The 18,269-nt window shown below is 72.7% G+C and carries 20 protein-coding genes; 17 read left to right on the top strand and 3 right to left on the bottom strand.

Translation table 11 applies throughout. The annotated features are described in order from the left end of the window. Positions 1 to 22 precede the first annotated feature (22 nt). On the top strand, positions 23 to 784 hold the full coding sequence (locus Q1A09_RS01075) for a cyclopropane-fatty-acyl-phospholipid synthase family protein (RefSeq protein WP_299950970.1): 762 nt from the start codon (positions 23 to 25) through the stop codon (positions 782 to 784). A 26-nt stretch (positions 785 to 810) separates the two neighbouring features. On the opposite strand, the gene Q1A09_RS01070 is transcribed toward Q1A09_RS01075, so the two are convergent. Further along, positions 811 to 1,776, bottom strand: coding sequence for a RecB family exonuclease (locus Q1A09_RS01070; RefSeq protein ID WP_299950968.1), 966 nt, complete (start codon positions 1,774 to 1,776; stop codon positions 811 to 813). A gap of 199 nt (positions 1,777 to 1,975) precedes the next feature. Between Q1A09_RS01070 and Q1A09_RS01065 the strand changes: the two genes are divergently transcribed. Together Q1A09_RS01065 and arc are read left to right on the top strand one after the other, a co-directional pair. After that, complete coding sequence (locus Q1A09_RS01065) at positions 1,976 to 2,854, top strand: tRNA (adenine-N1)-methyltransferase (RefSeq protein WP_366139748.1); 879 nt, start codon at positions 1,976 to 1,978, stop codon at positions 2,852 to 2,854. 191 nt (positions 2,855 to 3,045) lie between these two features. Further along, entirely contained in the window at positions 3,046 to 4,767 is a 1,722-nt protein-coding gene (gene arc, locus Q1A09_RS01060; RefSeq protein ID WP_299950963.1) for a proteasome ATPase, read from the top strand. Between the two features lie 48 nt (positions 4,768 to 4,815). Here the strand turns inward: arc and Q1A09_RS01055 are convergent, their stop codons facing one another. Next, complete coding sequence (locus Q1A09_RS01055; protein WP_299950960.1) at positions 4,816 to 5,664, bottom strand: hypothetical protein; 849 nt, start codon at positions 5,662 to 5,664, stop codon at positions 4,816 to 4,818. Between the two features lie 43 nt (positions 5,665 to 5,707). On the opposite strand from Q1A09_RS01055, the gene dop reads away from it, so the two are divergent. The 9 genes from dop to Q1A09_RS01010 all read left to right on the top strand — a co-directional run bounded on the left by dop (position 5,708) and on the right by Q1A09_RS01010 (position 13,371). Then, entirely contained in the window at positions 5,708 to 7,213 is a 1,506-nt protein-coding gene (gene dop, locus Q1A09_RS01050; RefSeq protein WP_299950957.1) for a depupylase/deamidase Dop, read from the top strand. Then, positions 7,210 to 7,482, top strand: a complete 273-nt coding sequence (locus Q1A09_RS01045; RefSeq protein ID WP_299950954.1) for a DUF6176 family protein — start codon at positions 7,210 to 7,212, stop codon at positions 7,480 to 7,482. Before dop ends, Q1A09_RS01045 begins: the two co-directional genes overlap by 4 nt. 301 nt (positions 7,483 to 7,783) lie before the next feature. Continuing rightward, positions 7,784 to 7,993 (top strand): ubiquitin-like protein Pup, encoded by a 210-nt coding sequence (locus Q1A09_RS01040; RefSeq protein ID WP_299950951.1) that lies wholly within the window; start codon positions 7,784 to 7,786, stop codon positions 7,991 to 7,993. A gap of 246 nt (positions 7,994 to 8,239) precedes the next feature. Beyond that, positions 8,240 to 8,650, top strand: coding sequence for an endonuclease VII domain-containing protein (locus Q1A09_RS01035; RefSeq protein ID WP_299950948.1), 411 nt, complete (start codon positions 8,240 to 8,242; stop codon positions 8,648 to 8,650). A gap of 100 nt (positions 8,651 to 8,750) precedes the next feature. Next, positions 8,751 to 9,593 carry a proteasome subunit beta gene (gene prcB, locus Q1A09_RS01030; protein ID WP_299950945.1) on the top strand — a complete coding sequence of 281 codons (843 nt, stop codon included), beginning with the start codon at positions 8,751 to 8,753 and terminating at the stop codon, positions 9,591 to 9,593. Between the two features lie 3 nt (positions 9,594 to 9,596). Further along, positions 9,597 to 10,511: a proteasome subunit alpha gene (gene prcA, locus Q1A09_RS01025; RefSeq protein ID WP_299950942.1), complete on the top strand. Its 915-nt coding sequence runs from the start codon at positions 9,597 to 9,599 to the stop codon at positions 10,509 to 10,511. Positions 10,512 to 10,570: 59 nt separating this feature from the next. After that, entirely contained in the window at positions 10,571 to 11,929 is a 1,359-nt protein-coding gene (gene pafA, locus Q1A09_RS01020; protein ID WP_299950940.1) for a Pup--protein ligase, read from the top strand. A 29-nt stretch (positions 11,930 to 11,958) separates the two neighbouring features. Beyond that, a complete protein-coding gene (locus Q1A09_RS01015) occupies positions 11,959 to 12,561 on the top strand; it encodes a GNAT family N-acetyltransferase (RefSeq protein WP_366139747.1) in 603 nt (200 codons plus the stop codon). 60 nt (positions 12,562 to 12,621) lie between these two features. Further along, complete coding sequence (locus Q1A09_RS01010) at positions 12,622 to 13,371, top strand: SDR family oxidoreductase (RefSeq protein ID WP_299950935.1); 750 nt, start codon at positions 12,622 to 12,624, stop codon at positions 13,369 to 13,371. 104 nt (positions 13,372 to 13,475) lie between these two features. On the opposite strand, the gene Q1A09_RS01005 is transcribed toward Q1A09_RS01010, so the two are convergent. Further along, positions 13,476 to 14,594, bottom strand: a complete 1,119-nt coding sequence (locus tag Q1A09_RS01005) for a DUF3866 family protein (protein WP_299950933.1) — start codon at positions 14,592 to 14,594, stop codon at positions 13,476 to 13,478. A gap of 52 nt (positions 14,595 to 14,646) precedes the next feature. Here Q1A09_RS01005 and Q1A09_RS01000 point away from each other — a divergent pair, with 52 nt between their 5' ends. From Q1A09_RS01000 to tatC, 5 genes are all read left to right on the top strand, one after another. Continuing rightward, complete coding sequence (locus Q1A09_RS01000) at positions 14,647 to 15,624, top strand: YafY family protein (RefSeq protein WP_299950931.1); 978 nt, start codon at positions 14,647 to 14,649, stop codon at positions 15,622 to 15,624. Beyond that, positions 15,621 to 16,586, top strand: a complete 966-nt coding sequence (locus Q1A09_RS00995; RefSeq protein ID WP_299950928.1) for a YafY family protein — start codon at positions 15,621 to 15,623, stop codon at positions 16,584 to 16,586. Before Q1A09_RS01000 ends, Q1A09_RS00995 begins: the two co-directional genes overlap by 4 nt. Before the next feature lie 51 nt (positions 16,587 to 16,637). After that, complete coding sequence (locus Q1A09_RS00990) at positions 16,638 to 16,835, top strand: hypothetical protein (protein WP_299950926.1); 198 nt, start codon at positions 16,638 to 16,640, stop codon at positions 16,833 to 16,835. Between the two features lie 104 nt (positions 16,836 to 16,939). Continuing rightward, positions 16,940 to 17,266, top strand: coding sequence for a Sec-independent protein translocase subunit TatA (gene tatA / locus Q1A09_RS00985; protein ID WP_299950923.1), 327 nt, complete (start codon positions 16,940 to 16,942; stop codon positions 17,264 to 17,266). 40 nt (positions 17,267 to 17,306) lie between these two features. After that, positions 17,307 to 18,239: a twin-arginine translocase subunit TatC gene (tatC, locus tag Q1A09_RS00980; RefSeq protein ID WP_299950920.1), complete on the top strand. Its 933-nt coding sequence runs from the start codon at positions 17,307 to 17,309 to the stop codon at positions 18,237 to 18,239. Positions 18,240 to 18,269 lie beyond the last annotated feature (30 nt).

The raw sequence follows: 18,269 nt of genomic DNA, 5'->3' as shown, positions 1-18,269 counted from the left end.
CCCGCTGGCAGCATCTCCCACGATGGATTTCTTGACAGCCAGCGACATCGCGCACGCCGAGCACCCGATCGCGGCGCCGGTCGCGGCTGAGGCGGTGCGCGCCCTGGTCCGGCAGCTGGGGCCGGTGCCCGCCGGGGCGACCTTCCTCGACCTGGGCTGCGGGTACGGCAGGTGGCTGATGGAGGCACTGGCGGCGCACCCGAGTGCCACCGGCGTGGGTGTCGACCGGTTGCTCCCCGCCGGGCTCGCCCAGGAGTCCACCGGCCGAGGCCTCACCGGCCGGGTGCGGTGGGTGGAGGCCGACGCGCAGGACTGGACAGGGGACGGGCTCGTCGACGTCGTCCTCTGCGTCGGCGCCACGCACGCCTTCGGCGGCCTCGACGGCACCCTCCAGGCGGTCCGCCGGTTCCTGCGCCCGGGTGGGCGCCTGGTCCTCGGTGACGGGATCTGGGACGCCCCGCCGTCGCCGGCCGCCCTGGAGCACCTGGAGATCGGCGCGGACGACATGCCCGACCTCGCCGGGTTGGTCGAGCTGGTACAGGCCGAGGGCTGGGAGCCCGGCCACGGTCACGTGAGCTCGCTGGCCGAGTGGGACGAGTACGAGCTCTCCTGGACCGGCTCGCTCACCACCTGGGCGCTGCACGACGCACCGACGCAGCAGGAACGGACCGACGCGCTGGAGATCGCCCGGTCCCACCGCACGGCCTGGCTGCGCGGCTGGCGGCGGCACCTCGGGTTCGCCACGCTGGTCCTGCACGACGTCCGCCCGCCCGGCGCTGCCTGAGCCGTCCGGCCCTGGGCGGGTGGAGGTCAGTTCGCGGCGGTGACCGGGAGGGTCGTGCGCCAGCCCGCGGCGGCGGCCGCCTCGGCCGGGAAGGGCGGGGGAGTGCCGCCGAAGGCCGGGCACAGCGCCTGGTGGTCGCACCAGCTGCACAGCCGGCTCTTGTTGGCCCGGAAGTCACCGGTCGCCACGGCCCGCTCGATCGCCGTCCAGATGGCCTGCAGGGTGCGCTCGAAGCGCAGCAGCTCGGCCTCGTCGGGGGAGTAGGTGAGGGCGTCGCCGTCCTTGAGGTAGAGCAGCTTGAGCTGGGCGGCGACCACTCCCCGGGTGCGCCACAGCACCAGTGCGTAGAACTTCATCTGGAACAGGGCCTTGCCCTCGAACGCCTCCCGGGGCATGCCGCCGGTCTTGTAGTCGACCACCCGCAGCGCACCGGTCGGGGCGACGTCCAGCCGGTCGACGTAGCCGCGCAGCAGCAGCCCGTCGGGGAGCGTGACCTCGACCAGCTCCTCCCGGCCCTCGGGCTGGATGCGGGTCGGGTCCTCCAGCCGGAAGTAGGTCTCCACCAGCTCACCGGCGGAGGCGAGCCACGCCTCCAGGCTCTCGGCCTTCGGGGCCTCCGCCCCCTCAGCAGCCTCGAACAGCTCGGAGATGCCCGGCTCCTCGCGCAGCTCGGCCCACGCCGGGTCGACCAGGGTGCGGGCGGCCTCCACTGTGCGCTGCGCGGGCGGGAGGTCGTACAGCTTCTCCAGCACCGCATGCACGAGGGTGCCGCGTACCGCTGCCCGCGACTTCTTCTCCGGCAGCCGGTCGATGGTGCGGAAGCGGTACAGCAGCGGGCAGGACTTGAAGTCCGCGGCCCGGGAGGGGGACAGCGACGGGCGACGCGGGGTGCTGTCGGCCGCCGTCGTCCGCTCCGCCGCGGTCGTCGTCTCCGGGGCGGTCGTGCCCGACTCGGCCTCGGGGGACCGGCCGGCGTCCAGGGTCACCGTCATGGCCCCGAGGTTAGGTCGGGCCACCGACATTCCCGGACAGGCGGTCCGTCGTGTGCGCCGACGGTCGGTCGATCCGCCGTCCGTACCCTCCCGGTACGTGAGCGAACAGCCAGAGCAGCCGCAGGACGACACCGTCGAGCCCCCGGCGGTGCTCCCGGCCCCGGGCCCCACCGCGAGCGAGCTGCTCGCCGACGTCCCGCTGGAGCCGGTCGTCGTCGACACCGACCCGACCCCGCCGGTCGCCGCCGAGCCGGTGGACGGTGCGTTCCGGGTCGGCGACCGGGTGCAGCTCACCGACCCGAAGGGCCGGCACCACACCGTCGTCCTGGAGCCGGGCAAGGAGTTCCACACCCACCGCGGCGCGATCAGCCACGACGAGCTGATCGGCGCGCCGGAGGGCTCCGTCGTCCACTCGACGGCGAACACCGGGTACCTGGCGCTGCGCCCGCTGCTGGCCGACTTCGTGCTGTCCATGCCGCGCGGCGCGCAGGTCATCTACCCCAAGGACGCCGCCCAGATTGTCGGCTTCGGCGACGTCGGCCCGGGGATGCGGGTGCTGGAGGCCGGCGCCGGCTCGGGCGCGCTGAGCTGCTCGCTGCTGCGGGCGGTGGGGGAGCACGGCACGCTGACCAGCTATGAGCGGCGGGAGGACTTCGCCGACGTCGCGCGGGGCAACGTGGGCGCCTTCTTCGGCGAGGTGCCGGCGAACTGGTCGCTGCGGCTGGGTGACCTGGCCCAGCACCCGGCCGAGGAGACCGTCGACCGCGTCGTCCTGGACATGCTCGAGCCCTGGGCGGTGCTGCCGACGGTCGCGGCGGCGCTGCGTCCCGGCGGGGTGCTGATCGGCTACGTCGCCACCACGACCCAGCTGTCCACCTACGTGGAGGCCGTTCGGGCGCAGGGCGTCTGGACCGAGCCGTACGCCTGGGAGACCATGCTCCGCCCCTGGCACGCCGAGGGCCTGGCGGTGCGGCCGGAGCACCGGATGGTGGCCCACACGGCCTTCCTGGTGACCGCCCGCCGGCTGGCCGAGGGGGCCGTCGCGCCGATGCGGCAGCGGCGCAAGAAGCTGGCCTGAGCGGCCTCGCGTGACGGTCGGATGACGTCGGCGACCCAGCGTCCGCACGCGTTCACGATCCAGCGGCGCCGTCGGTCCCCGCGTGTATAGATTGGCCTCCTGGCTCCCCCCGATGTGTGCGGAGGTGCGCGATGGGCGGCATTGGTCCTGACGAGTTCCGAGCGCGGCGTGAACGTGACGTCGCCTCCCTGGTGAGCCAGATCTCCTACCTCGAGGAGGAGATCGGGCTGCTGCGACGCAAGGTGTCCGACAGTCCGCGCCAGGTGCGCGCGCTGGAGGAGCGGCTCGCCGAGGCGGAGGGCCGGGCGGCCTTCCTCTCCGAGCGCAACGACAAGCTGGCCGGCACGCTCCGCGAGGCGCGCGAGCAGCTGGTGACGCTCAAGGAGGAGATCGAGCGGCTCGGGCAGCCGCCGTCGGGGTACGGCGTCTTCCTGGAGGCCTTCGAGGACGGCACGGTCGATGTGTTCACCGGCGGCCGCAAGCTCCGGGTGACCGTCTCCCCGGCGCTGGAGGTCACCGACCTGCGGCAGGGCCAGGAGGTCATGCTCAACGAGGCGATGAACGTGGTCGCCGCGCGGGGCTTCGAGCGGGCCGGCGACGTGGTCATGCTCAAGGAGCTGCTCGAGCCGGTGGACGGCGAACCGCGCCGCGCGCTGGTCATCGGGCACACCGACGAGGAGCGGGTGGTCCGCCTCGCCGACTCCCTGGCGGGCCAGCCGCTGCGCAGCGGCGACTCGCTGCTGCTGGAGTCGCGCTCGGGGTACGTCTACGAGCGGATCCCCAAGAGCGAGGTCGAGGAGCTCATCCTCGAAGAGGTCCCCGACATCGACTACACCGACATCGGTGGGCTGTCCCGGCAGATCGAGCAGATCCGGGACGCCGTGGAGCTGCCGTTCCTGCACGCGGACCTGTTCCGTGAGTACGAGCTGCGCCCGCCGAAGGGCATCCTGCTGTACGGCCCGCCCGGCTGCGGGAAGACGCTGATCGCCAAGGCGGTGGCCAACTCGCTGGCCAAGAAGGTCGCCGAGCTCAACGGTGACGCCGACCGGAGCCAGGGGAAGTCCTTCTTCCTCAACATCAAGGGCCCCGAGCTGCTCAACAAGTACGTGGGTGAGACCGAGCGGCACATCCGGCTGGTGTTCCAGCGCGCCCGGGAGAAGGCCAGCGAGGGCACGCCGGTCATCGTGTTCTTCGACGAGATGGACTCGATCTTCCGCACCCGCGGGTCGGGGGTCTCCTCCGACGTGGAGAGCACGATCGTGCCCCAGCTGCTCAGCGAGATCGACGGCGTCGAGGGCCTGGAGAACGTCATCGTCATCGGCGCCTCCAACCGGGAGGACATGATCGACCCGGCGATCCTGCGGCCCGGCCGGCTCGACGTGAAGATCAAGATCGAGCGTCCGGACGCCGAGGCGGCGCGGGACATCTTCGGCAAGTACCTGACGACGACGCTGCCGATCCACGCCGACGACCTGGCCGAGCACGGCGGCAGCCGCGAGGCGACCATCGCCGGGATGATCCAGAGCACCGTCGAGCGGATGTACACCGAGACGGAGGAGAACCGCTTCCTGGAGGTCACCTACGCCAACGGTGACAAGGAGGTCCTGTACTTCAAGGACTTCAACTCCGGGGCGATGCTGCAGAACATCGTCGACCGCGCGAAGAAGATGGCGATCAAGGACCGCCTGGAGACCGGTGTCGGCGGCCTGCGGGTCGGACACCTGATGGCGGCGTGCGTGGACGAGTTCAAGGAGAACGAGGACCTGCCCAACACGACCAACCCCGACGACTGGGCGCGGATCTCGGGCAAGAAGGGCGAGCGGATCGTCTACATCCGCACGCTGATCAGCGGCAAGGGTGCCGACAGCGGTCGGGCGATCGACACCGCGACCAACACCGGCCAGTACCTGTAGCGACGTCCGGCGGCCGCTCCCGGTGACGGGGGCCGGCCGCCGGCGTGCTCAGCCGAGGCGGTCGGCGAGCGCCCGCAGGTGCGCCCGCCCGGCCGCGTCGTACCCCAGCCCGGGGACGGTGTGCACCCGGAAGGGGCGGTCCAGCGGCGGCAGCGGGCCGACGTCGACGTGCGTCACGTCCGCGCCGAGTCCGTGCAGGTGGTCGGCCATCGCGTAGTCCGAGCGCGAGTCGCCGACGGTGTGCCAGGCGTGGGGGAGGAGGCCGTCCTCCGCCAGCAGCTGCAGGGCACGGCGGGCGCCGAGCGCCTTGCCGGCCCGCACCGACTCGACGTCGGTGGCGATCACCGAGGGGTCGATGCGCCAGGGCGTCCGGCCGGCCGCGTCCGGGAACGACCGGTCGCCGAGCTGCACGCCCAGACCGGCAGCGGACAGCCGCTCGGCCAGGTCGGCGTCGAACGCGCACTGCCGCTGGGCGTAGTGGGCGGCGGGCACGTCGGTCCGCGCCTCGACGGTGGCCATGGTCCGCTTGCCGGTGTCGACGAACATCGCGTCGGCGTAGCCGCCGTCGAGCAGCTCGGCCAGGACGGCGTGGCAGACCGCGGGCACGGCGAGCTCGTCGTCCAGGTGGACCTCACCGGCGCCGGCCGTCGTCCAGAGACCCCCCTTCTCGCAGACCGCGTGCAGGCGGGCGCCGGCGGGCAGCCCGCGGGCGACCAGCGGGCCGAGCAACCGTTCGGCGACGAAGTCGACCGACCGGCCGGTGTTCAGCACGACCGGCACGCCGGCGCCCAGCAACCGCCACAGGTCATCGAGCAGCTCGGGGGCGACGGTGCGGCTCTCCGGGCTGGCCACGGGACCGTCGACGTCCAGGAGGAGGCCGAGGGGTGGGGTGCTCACCGGCTCATCCTGCCGTCGGCCGGCCGCGGCCTAGGGTTGGGGCATGAGCGTCCGCCGGGTCATGGGCACCGAACTCGAGTACGGGATCTCGGTGCCGGGGCAGCCCGGGGCGAACCCCACGACGCTGTCGAGCCAGGTGGTGAACGCCTGGGCGTTCGCCGGTGCGCCGACGCCGCGCCGGCCGCGGTGGGACTTCGAGGAGGAGTCACCGCTGCGCGACGCCCGGGGGTTCGACCTCTCGCCGGCCACCGCGCTCGATCACAACGACATGGACGAGGACGCCGGGATGGCCAACGTCATCCTCACCAACGGCGCCCGGCTCTACGTGGACCACGCGCACCCGGAGTACGCGACGCCGGAGGTGACCAACCCGCGCGACATCGTGCTGTGGGACAAGGCGGGGGAGCGGGTGATGGCCGAGGCCGCGCGCCGGGCGGCGCAGGTGCCCGGCACCCAGCCCATCCAGCTGTACAAGAACAACACCGACGGCAAGGGCGCCTCGTACGGGTCGCACGAGAACTACCTGATGAGCCGCTCGACGCCGTTCATCGAGATCATCCGCGGGCTCATCCCGTTCTTCGTCACCCGCCAGGTCTTCGCCGGGTCCGGCCGGGTCGGCATCGGCACGGAGGGGCGCCGCGAGGGGTTCCAGCTGTCCCAGCGGGCCGACTTCTTCGAGGTCGAGGTGGGCCTGGAGACGACGCTCAAGCGGCCGATCATCAACACCCGCGACGAGCCGCACGCCAACCCCGACGAGTACCGCCGGCTGCACGTGATCATCGGCGACGCCAACCTCGCCGAGCTGTCGACCTACCTGAAGGTCGGGACGACGTCGCTGGTGCTGGCCATGATCGAGGCCCGGGCCCTCACTCAGGACCTCACCATCGAGGAGCCGGTCGAGGCGCTGCAGGCGATCAGCCACGACCCGTCGCTGACCCACCGGGTGCGGCTGCGCGACGGGCGGCGGCTGACCGCGATCGAGGTGCAGCGGGAGTACCTCGCCCAGGCGCAGAAGTTCGTCGCCGACAACGGGGACGACGACGAGCAGACCGCCGACGTGCTGCGCCGCTGGTCGGAGGTGCTCGACACCCTCGCCGTCGACCCGATGCAGCTGGCCGACCAGCTCGACTGGCCGGCCAAGCTGCGGCTGCTGGAGGGCTACCGCCAGCGCGACGGCCTCTCCTGGGGCGACGCCCGGCTCAAGCTGGTCGACCTGCAGTACTCCGACGTCCGGCCGGAGAAGGGGCTCTACCACCGCCTGGTGGCCCGCGGCGCCATGCAGCGGCTGCTCACCGACGACGAGGTGACCCGGGCGATGACCGCGCCGCCGGCCGACACCCGGGCGTACTTCCGCGGTGAGTGCCTGCGGCGCTACCCGGCCCAGGTGGCCGCGGCGTCCTGGGACTCGGTGGTGTTCGACGTCGGCCGGGACGCCCTGGTGCGCATCCCGACCATGGAGCCGCTGCGCGGCACCCGGGAGCACGTGGGCGCCCTGTTCGAGTCCACCTCGACCGCCGCCGAGCTGGTCGACAGGATCACCGGCGGTTGAGCGCCGCCGACCGGGCTGACAGGGTCGATGAGGTGACCGCCGAGAGAGCCGACCCAGCCCCGCTCGCCATGCCGCCGTCGGTGCCACCGGGCATGCGCCTGGAGCTCAGTCGTGCACGGTTGCTGCCCGGCGCCCAGCAGGAGACGGATCGCTGGATGGACATGCTGCACGAGCGCTATGACGAGTGTCTGGACACTCTCAGCGCCGAGCGGATGGCCTTCGAGGCGACCTTTCGGCACACCGACACAGACGGCACCGAGTGGCTCTAGGACCTGAGCCTCTATGGCGAGGACAGTGCGGGACTGGATCTCACCAACACCGTCGACCAGGCACATGACGCCTACGCCCGGCGGTGCAAGGAACCCGGCTGGGAAGAGCTCCGGCCGGTGCTGATGCTCGCGCCCCGTCCGGTCGGGTCGGTCCTGGAGGCCTGGGCGCGTGACGGCAGCGCGGAGCCAGGGCCCGCCTGACCATCGGCCGGATCGTCTCGGCATCGGTCCGGCGGAGTGTCACACCGCGCGGGTAGCTTCTGCCTCAGCACCGACCCAGCAGCGAGCTCCGGAGGGTGAGATGGCCACGAAGGACACCGGCGGTCAGCAGCGGTCCACGCGTTCGCGCGAGGAGACCGAGGAGGTCGAGGCGTCGGTCGACACGACGGCGTCCGAGCGCACCAAGGAAGTGAGCGACGACGTCGACTCACTCCTGGACGAGATCGACGGCGTGCTCGAGGAGAATGCCGAGGAATTCGTGAAATCTTACATACAAAAAGGGGGCCAATAGCCATTCCTTGGAATGGTCAGCAGAATGGTCGACACGAAGTTCTGTCCTGACTGTGGCGAACTGAAGCCCATTTCGGCCTTCACCTCAGACCGTCGACGGTCTGACGGGCTCAGCTTCTACTGCAGAGACCACTCGCGCCAGCGCGTCCGTGCATCTAGGGATCGGCGCCTCGGTCCGCCGACGTCCCGGCATCCCCGGGACGTTCCGGTGCCGGATGGTCACAAGTGGTGTCCTGACTGCTCCACGGTGAAGGACATCGCAGAATTCGTCCGCAATGCAGGTCAGCCATCAGGGCGAGGTCCCTACTGCAAGCCCTGTCACAATGCACGTGGGAGATCGTCCAAGGAAAAGGTCGGCGGTTCCAGGACCTATCACTTGAAGCGGCGTTACGGCATCACCGCTGACCAGGCCGATGCCATGTTGGTCGACCAGGGTGGGGTCTGCGCACTCTGCAGAACCGCACCGGCCGCGCACGTCGACCACGATCACGCCACCGGCGGCGTCCGGGAACTGCTGTGCTTCAACTGCAACGGCGGCCTGGGGCAGTTCAAGGACGACCCGGCGCTGTTGCGGGCGGCCGCTCGGTACGTCGAGGCACATCGGGCCGGCCAGCTCGCCGGGCCGTTCCCGGGTCAGCAGCGGTGGCCTACCGGCTGATCGACCCGCCGGTAGGGTCGCAAATGAGGTCCGGCGGTGGCCGCCGGACGAGTTCGTGCAGTCGAGGCCGCGCACTCCGGGCGGCACGAGAGGTGGATGGGTGACCGAGACGTCAGCTGGCCGGAGCGGGTTCCCGCCCGCCTACCTGGACCGGGTGGGCTCCTCGTTCACCGACTTCCTGGGCACCACCGCCCCCGACCTGCTGCCCGGCCGCCGCACCCTGCCGGCCCTGCCGGTGGGTGAGCTCGCCCCGCACGCCACGACCATCGTCGCCGCCACCTTCGACGGCGGCGTCCTGATGGGCGGCGACCGGCGGGCCACCATGGGCAACCTCATCTCCAGCCGGGACATCGAGAAGGTCTACGCCGCCGACTCCTGGTCGGTCATCGGCATCGCCGGGGCGGCCGGGATCGCGATCGAGATGGTCCGGCTCTACCAGGTGGAGCTGGAGCACTACGAGAAGATCGAGGGGCTGACCATGTCCCTCGACGGCAAGGCCAACCGCCTCGCCGCGATGATCCGGAGCAACCTCGGCGCCGCGATGCAGGGTCTGGCCGTCGTCCCGCTGTTCGCCGGCTACGACCTCGACGCTGCCGAGGGCGTGAGCCCGGGGCGCATCTTCAGCTACGACGTCACCGGCGGGAACTACGAGGAGCGCGGCTACGCCTCGGTGGGCTCCGGCTCGCTGTTCGCCCGCAACTCCCTGAAGAAGACCTGGCGCCCGGGGCTGTCCGCCGACGCCGCGACCCGCACCCTCGTCGAGGCGCTGTACGACGCCGCCGACGACGACTCCGCCACCGGCGGTCCCGACACCGTGCGCCGGCTGTACCCGATCGTCTACCGCGTCGACGCCGAGGGCGCCGTCCGGCTGCCGGACGACGAGGTCGCCGCCGTCGCCACCACCATCGTCGCGGAGCGGTCCGCCGCGGACGGGCAGGGCTGAGCCATGACCATGCCGTACTACGCCTCCGCCGAGCAGGTCATGCGGGACCGCTCGGAGTACGCCCGCAAGGGCATATCCCGCGGCCGCAGCGTCGCCGTCCTCACCTACGCCGACGGCGTGCTGTTCATCGCCGAGAACCCCAGCGCCACCCTGCACAAGGTCAGCGAGCTCTACGACCGCATCGGGTTCGCCGCGGTCGGCCGCTACTCGGAGTTCGAGAGCCTGCGGGTGGCCGGCGTCCGGCTGGCCGACGTGCGTGGCTACTCCTACAACCGGCGCGACGTCACCGGCCGGATCATCGCCAACGCCTACGCCCAGACCCTCGGCGCGGTCTTCACCGAGCAGATGAAGCCCTTCGAGGTGGAGCTGTGCGTCGCCGAGGTCGGCGACGGTCCGGAGACCGACCAGCTGTACCGGCTCACCTTCGACGGCTCGATCGTCGACGAGTCCGACTTCGTGGTCATGGGCGGGCAGGCCGAGGCGGTCACCAGCCACCTGCGCCAGCACTTCACCGCCGGCATGCCGCTGGCCGACGCGCTACGGGTCGGTGTCCAGGCGCTGTCCGCGGTCAGCCCGGTCACCGCGGCCAACGGCGGCGCGCACGACCAGCTGCCGTCCACCCAGCTCGAGGTCGCCGTGCTCGACCGGCGGCGTCCCAAGCGGACCTTCCGCCGGGTCGTCGGCGCCGCGCTGGCCACCCTGCTGGCCGACGAGCAGCCGGCCGAGGCCGAGGCCGCCCCGGCGGAGGCCGCCGCCACCCACGCGCCCAGCGCACCGGCCCCCGGTACGCCGGCCGGGCTCGGCCACCCGGACGCGGTCGACACCGCCGGCGGCACCGAGCAGGCCTCCGCCCAGCCCGACACCCAGGACGGCGTCGGCGGCGGCACCGACGCCGGCACACCGGACCCCCAGCAGTGAGCGGCGCGGCGCACTCGGGACACGAGCCGAGTGCGCCGCGGACGCCTACGCTCGGCGAGGTGGAACGACGGATCTTCGGCATCGAGACCGAGTACGGCGTCACGTGCACCTTCAAGGGCCAGCGCCGGCTCTCCCCGGACGAGGTGGCCCGCTACCTGTTCCGCCGCGTGGTGTCCTGGGGCCGTAGCTCCAACGTCTTCCTGCGCAACGGCTCCCGGCTCTACCTCGACGTCGGCAGCCACCCCGAGTACGCCACCGCCGAGTGCGACGACGTCACCGAGCTCGTCGTCCACGACAAGGCCGGCGAGCGGATCCTCGAGGGCCTGATGGTCGACGCCGAGCAGCGGCTGGCCGAGGAGGGCGTCACCGGCGACATCTACCTGTTCAAGAACAACACCGACTCGGCCGGCAACAGCTACGGCTGCCACGAGAACTACCTGGTCGGCCGGCACGGCGAGTTCTCCCGGCTCGCCGACGTGCTCATCCCGTTCCTGGTGAGCCGGCAGACCGTGGTCGGCGCCGGCAAGGTGCTGCAGACCCCGCGTGGCGCCGTCTACTGCGTCAGCCAGCGCGCCGAGCACATCTGGGAGGGCGTCTCCAGCGCCACCACCCGCTCCCGGCCGATCATCAACACCCGCGACGAGCCGCACGCCGACGCGGAGAAGTACCGCCGGCTGCACGTCATCGTCGGTGACTCGAACATGAGCGAGACGACGACGCTGCTCAAGGTCACCATCACCGACCTGGTGCTGCGGATGATCGAGCAGGGCGTGGTCATGCGGGACATGACCCTGGAGAACCCGATCCGGGCGATCCGGGAGATCAGCCACGACATGACCGGACGGCGCAAGGTCCGGCTGGCCAACGGCCGGGAGATGTCGGCGCTGGAGATCCAGCAGGAGTACCACGACCGGGCGGCTGAGTTCGTCGACCGCGAGGGCTACGGCCCGGTGCACCGGCAGATGCTCGAGCTGTGGGGCCGCACCCTCAAGGCCGTCGACTCCGGTGACCTGTCGCTGATCGACCGGGAGGTCGACTGGGCGATCAAGCACCGGCTGATCGAGCGGTACCGGGCCAAGCACGACCTGCCGCTGTCCAGCGCACGGGTTGCCCAGCTCGACCTCGCCTACCACGACATCCGGCGCACCCGCGGGCTGTACTACCTGCTGGAGAAGGCCGGTCAGGTCGACCGCGTGGTCCACGACCCGCGGATCTTCGAGGCCAAGAACGTGCCCCCGCAGACCACCCGCGCCAAGCTGCGCGGTGAGTTCATCCGCCGGGCGCAGGAGAAGCGGCGCGACTTCACCGTCGACTGGGTGCACCTGAAGCTCAACGACCAGGCGCAGCGCACCGTGCTCTGCAAGGACCCGTTCAAGTCCGTCGACGAGCGCGTGGAGAAGCTGATCGCCAGCATGTAGGCGGGCGGGGCATGATCCCGCTCGTGACCATGGGAGCGGATGGGCCGGCCGGCAGCGTCCCCAGCACGACGTACAGCAGCCGGCCGCTCGCCCCGGACACCTGGGACCTGTTCGCCGAGCTGGTGGAGCGCAACAACGGGGTGTTCGGCGGCTGCTGGTGCATCGGCTGGCATCCGGAGCGGGGGCAGCGGGGGATCGACCATCGGCAGGTCAAGCGGGAGCGGGTGCTCGGTGACCGCGCGCACGCCGCGCTCGTCCTCGACCCGGACGGCGTCGCGCAGGGCTGGTGCCAGTTCGGTGACCCCGACGAGCTCCCGACCATCAAGCACCGGCGGGTCTACGAGCAGGACCCGCCGCCGCGCCCGGACTGGCGGGTCACCTGCTTCTACGTCGACACCCGGCACCGCGGTCAGGGGATCGCCCGCGTGGGCCTGGTCGGCGCGCTGGAGCAGATCGCCGCCCGCGGCGGCGGACTGGTCGAGGCCATCCCGGAGGTGACCACCGGCCGCACGGCGCACGGCCGCTTCCTGTACAGCGCCACGGTCGAGCTGTTCGAGGAGCACGGGTTCAGCCGGGTCCGGCAGGTGGGCAAGCACGCCTGGATCGTCAGCCGGCTGGTCGATCCCGCCTGACCGCTCGCTCCCACGGGAAGTCGATCGCGGGCAGCCGCTGGACGGGCCAGACTCGCCCGGATGAGCACCGCACTGGTCACCGGCGTCAGCCGCCGCAGCTCCATCGGGTTCGCGGTCGCGCGGCGGCTCCTCGACCGCGGCGACCGGGTCGTCGTCCAGTCCTGGGCGCCGCACGACGCCGGGCAGCCGTGGGGCGCTGACGACCTGGCCGCCGTGCTGGCCGAGCTGGGCGACCCGCCGCACGTCAGCGTCGACCTGGCCGACCCGGCGGCGCCGGCCCGGCTGGTCGCGGCCGCCCGGGACGCCGTCGGTCCGCTGACCTCGCTGGTCGCGGCACACGCCAGGAGCGCGGAGGGCCGGCTCGCCGAGGTCACCGCCGCGGAGGTCGACCTGTGCTTCGCGGTCAATGCCCGGGGCAGTCTGCTGCTCACTCAGGCCTTCGCCGCCCAGCACGACCCGGCCGCCGGGCCCGGGTCGGCGGTGCTGTTCACCTCCGGCCAGCACCGCGGGCCGATGGCGAGCGAGCTGCCCTACGCGATCAGCAAGGGCGCGGTCCAGGCGATGACGCTCTCCCTGGCCGACGAGCTGATCGACCGCGACGTCACCGTGAACTGCCTGAACCCCGGACCCACCGACACCGGCTGGGCCGGCCGGGCGCAGGCCGAGCTCGTCCAGCGGGCGATGCCGCGAGGCCGCTGGAACAGCCCGGCGGAGGCCGCGGCGGTGGTCGCCTGGCTGACCGGTCCGGACGCCCGCTCGGTCACCGGCCAGACGATCGACGCCGAGGGCGGCTTCCGCCGCTGGGGCTGAGCCGCTCACCGGCGCCAGTGGGTCATTCCTGCGATCGAACCGTTATCCCCAACTACGCGCCGGACCCCAGTCAACCGCCACTGCCCACGCCAACCGCCAGGGCGTCAGGCCGGCGGTGGCCCGAAGAGGGTGAGCTGGGCGGCGAACCGGCCGGCCGCCGCGGCGGCGAGGAAGTAGGCGTGGTCCTCGGCCAGCCCGCGGCCCATGGTGGACAACCGCACCGGCAGGGCCGCCAGCGCGTCGTCCAGGCCGGCGGTGTCCACCCACTCCACGGTGTTCCGCTCCGGCTGCCCGGCGAGGTCCTCCTCGACCTGTCTGCCCAGCTCCGAGCCCAGCCCGCGGGGCGCCACCAGCGAGACCCCACCCAGCGCCACCCGGCCGAACGCGGTCAGCGAGTGGTGGGACACCCCGCGGTGCCGGGGCCGCGGGTCTGCGTCGGAGATGCGCAGCGCCCCCACCGTCCGCCCGCCGAGCACGTGGACGGCGTTGCAGGCCTCACCGGCGGCGACCCCGGAGAACCCCCACGGCGTCCCGGTGCCCAGGTTGCCCGGGCCCTGGGCGACGATCGTGACGTCGGCGTCCAGCACGTGCCGGGCGGCCAGCAGCCCGGTGTGCACGGTGACCGCCTCCAGGTCCCCGCCGAAGGCCTGCCCGACGGTGACCACCCCGGCCAGCGACCCGGCGAGGGCGTCCAGCGTCCGGGAGAACGCCGCGGGCAGCGCGCCGCCGTCGGTCATCACGTAGGCCACCCGCAGCGCCGGGTCGGTGGCCTGCACCCCGGCCAGCACGGCCGGCAGCGCGGAGTGCAGGTCGGCGACGACGACCGGCATGCCGGCCAGGTCCTCGGCGGCGGCGATCGTCTCGTGGTGCGGGGTGTCCTGCTCGTCCACGCCCTGCACGGTCACCTGCAGCGGGGTGTAGCGGCCCTTGACCAGGTGCCCGGGGCCGGTCGGGTCGGCGGGCAGCCGGTCGGGGACGGCGACGACGAGGGCGTACCCGCCGGTGCCCAGCCGCTGCGCCCAGGCGGTGGTGTTGAGCAGCACCTGGTCGCCGACCACCGGCGTGCCGACGATCGAGGGGTGCGCCAGCGCCTTCAGGGTGCCGTCCCCGTCGACCTCGACGGTCATCTCCTGGGCGTCGCGCCACGACCGGCCGAGCTCGGTCACCCGGCCACGACGCCAACGGATCCGCGGCCCGGGAGCGGGGGAGGGGGGAGTGCTCACCCGGGCAGGCTAGCCAGCGGGCCGGGTTGCTGCCGCGCACTAACCTGTCCGCGTGGCAGCCAAGCGGGCGGAACGACTGGTCAACCTGGTCATCGCCCTGCTCGGCACCCGGCAGTACGTCTCCGCCGCCAGGATCAGGGAGACCGTGCCCGGCTACGAGCCGGACGACGGCACCGAGCGGGCCGACGAGGCGTTCAAGCGGATGTTCGAGCGGGACAAGGCCGAGCTGCGGGAGATCGGCGTCCCGCTGGAGACCGGCCGCACCAGCGCCTTCGACACCGAGGACGGCTACCGGATCGCCCGCACCGACTACGAGCTGCCCGAGATCACCCTGACCGGCGAGGAGGCCGCCGCCGTCGGCCTGGCGCTGCGGCTGTGGCAGTCCGCGCAGCTGGCCGGCGCGGCGCAGAGCGCGCTGGTGAAGCTGCGCGCGGCCGGCGTGGAGGTCGACCGGACCCGCGGCATCCCGATCCAGCCGCGGCTGGACGCCGGTGAGCCCGCGTTCGAGCCCTGCTACGCCGCGGCCCGCGACCGCCGCGAGCTCGCCTTCGACTACCGCCGTCCCGACGCCGACCGGGCGAGCCGCCGCCGGGTGCAGCCGTGGGGTGTCGTCGCCTGGCACGGCCGCTGGTACCTGGTCGGCCACGACCTGGACCGGCAGGCGCCCCGGGTGTTCCGGCTGTCCCGGGTGGCCGGCATGCCGAAGGCCAGCGGCCCGGCCGCCGCCTTCGAGCCCCCCGCAGACCTGGACCTGGCCTCGGTGGTGGCCGGCTCCGAGCGTCGGGAGGAGCAGCTCGTCGTCGTCCGGGCCCGGCCCGGGACGGCGATCGGCCTGCGCCGGCACGCCGTCCCGCTCGGCCCGGCCGAGGACGGTGACGACCGTCTCGAGCTGCGCACCACCGAGCCCTGGTCGCTGGCCGACCAGCTCGCCGCCCACGGACCGGACGTGCTGGTCGAGGCCCCGCAGCGGATGCGCGAGGCCGTCGTCGAGCGGCTCACCCGCCTCGCCGCGCTGGGCGGTGCAGCGTGACCGCGCCGAGCACCGCGGAGCGGATGACCCGGCTGCTGGCGCTGGTGCCCTACCTGCAGGCCCGCCCGGACGGCGTCCGGCTGACCGACGCCGCCGCCGACTTCGGGGTGACCGAGGCCCAGCTGCGCCGCGACCTGGACCTGCTCTGGGTCTGCGGCCTGCCCGGGCACGGCCCCGGTGACCTGATCGACCTGGCGTTCGAGGGCGACCGGGTGCGGGTCACCTTCACCGCCGGGATGGTGCGGCCGCTGCGGCTGACCACCGACGAGGCGGTCGCGCTGATCGTCGCGCTGCGCACCCTGCTGGAGCTGCCCGGGCTCGCCGAGGGCGAGGCGGTCAGCCGGGCGCTGGCGAAGGTCTCGGCGGCGGCCGGTCACCCGGCGGAGGTCCGGGCACCGGTGGCGGTCAGCGTGGGCGCCCGCGAGCAGTCGCTGTCCGTCGTCCGGGCCGGGCTGGAGCGGGAGCGGGCGCTGCACCTGCACTACTACGTGCCCAGCCGGGACGAGCGCACCGAGCGCACCGTCGACCCGATGCGGCTGCTGCTGGTCGACGGCCACTGGTACCTGGAAGCCTGGTGCCGGGGCGCGGAGGGCGTGCGGCTGTTCCGGCTGGACCGGATCGACGAGGTGGCCGTGCTCGACGAGCCCGCCGCGCCGCCGCCGCAGGCACTCGAGCGCGACCTGGACGACGGGCTCTACCAGCCCGGTGCGGAGGCACCGGTGGTGCGGCTACGGCTGGCCCGCACCGCCCGCTGGGTCGCCGACTACTACCCGGTCGAGGAGCTGGCCGAGGTCAGCGACCCGCCCGGTGGGCTGGCCGTGTCCGTGCGCACCTCGGACCTGGCCTGGGCCCGCCGGCTGGTCGCCTCGCTCGGCGGCGCGGCCACCGTCGACGAGCCGGCCGAGCTCGCCGAGCAGGTCGCGGCCGAGGCCCGGGCGGCGCTGGCCCGCTACGCGGACTGACCCCAGCCGGCGTGCAGCGCGGGCACACGGCCGGCCGTTAGGGTCGTCCTCGTGTTGCTGACCGTGTGGATCGTCGTGGCGGTGCTCGCCGTGCTGGTGCTGGGTGTCCTCGGCTACGGCCTGCTCGGTGCCGCCGGCCGGCTGAACCGTGAACTGCGCGCCCTGGAGCGGGACGTCCGCCCGGTGCTCGCCGAGGCCCAGGCCACGGCGGAACGGGCCGCCGTCCAGCGGTCGGCGACGACCGACTGAACCCCAGGTGGACGGCGCGCGTACAGCCGTCCGCAGCCCTGGACCCCCGACTCCCCGCGCGTAGAGTCGGCCAGGCACGCCCCACCACGACTCGGAGGAGTCCGATGAACCTCGGCCCGATGGAGATCGGCCTCATCATCCTGGCCGTCCTGCTGCTCTTCGGTTACAAGAAGCTGCCCGACGCCTCCCGCTCGATGGGTCGCTCGATGCGCATCTTCAAGAGCGAGATGAAGGGCATGAAGGACGACGACGTCCGCGCCAAGGACGAGGCCCGCACCTCGCCGGTCACCGGCCAGATCGTCGCCCCGTCGGTGACCCCGACCGCCGTCGACTACGAGGCCGAGGCCGCCGCCGCCGAGGCGCGCGCCGCGGATGCCCGGGCTCGCGCGGAGCAGGCCCGCGCGTCGGCTGCGGCCGACAGCAACCGCTGAACCCCAGCACCGACTGCCCCCCATGACCCTGGCAGGGCGAGTGCGTGACCGTCGACCGCGGCGTCCCGAACGGGACGCCGCGGCGACGATGAGCCTGATCAGCCACCTCCGGGAGCTGCGCAACCGGATCGGCATCGCGCTGTTCTTCGTGCTGATCGGCACCGCGGTGGCGTTCTGGTGGTACGAGCACGGCCTGGGGCAGTTCATCCGGGCGCCGTACTGCGGCATCGACCCCGCCTCCCGGGGGCTCCCCACCCAGACCAACGGTGACTGCGATCTCCTGGTCATCGACGTCCTCGGTGGTGCGCTGATCCGACTGAAGATCAGCTTCATCGTCGGCGTCGTCCTGTCGGCGCCGTTCTGGCTCTACCAGCTGTGGGCGTTCCTGACCCCGGGACTGAAGAAGAACGAGAAGCGGTACGGCGTGGGCTTCGTCGCCGCTGCCACGAGCCTCTTCGCCCTCGGTGCGGCGCTGGCCTACGTCTCCCTGGACAAGGGCCTGGCACTGCTGATCAGCCTGGCCGGGGACGGCATCACCGTCGCGCTGACCGCGGACAAGTACATCGGCTTCGTCATCTCACTGCTGGTCGCCTTCGGCGTGAGCTTCGAGCTGCCGCTGATCGCGGTCGCGCTGAACCTGATCGGCGTCCTGTCCCACGGCACGCTGGCCAAGAGCCGCCGCTGGCTCTACTTCCTGACCATCGTCTTCGCCGCCTTCATCACCCCCACTCAGGACCCGTTCACCATGCTGGCCATGGCGGCGCCGATGTGCGTGCTCTTCGAGCTCGCCATCCAGTTCGCGCGGGTCGTGGACAAGCGGCGGGCCAAGCGGGAGGCGGCCCTGGGCCTCTCCGGCCTGGACGACGACGAGGCATCCCCGCTGATCGACGGTCCGAGCGCACTGGACACCAGCCCCAGCCCGCTGGACACCACCCCCAGCCGACTCGACGAGCCCACCCACACCCAGCGCTGACCCGACGCCCGCCCGGCCATGTTGGCCAAC

Source organism: uncultured Modestobacter sp. (assembly GCF_947486615.1).
Classification (GTDB): domain Bacteria; phylum Actinomycetota; class Actinomycetes; order Mycobacteriales; family Geodermatophilaceae; genus Modestobacter.
The sequence above is the reverse complement of the archived record's forward strand: the minus strand, read 5'-3'. Positions and strand labels throughout refer to the sequence as shown.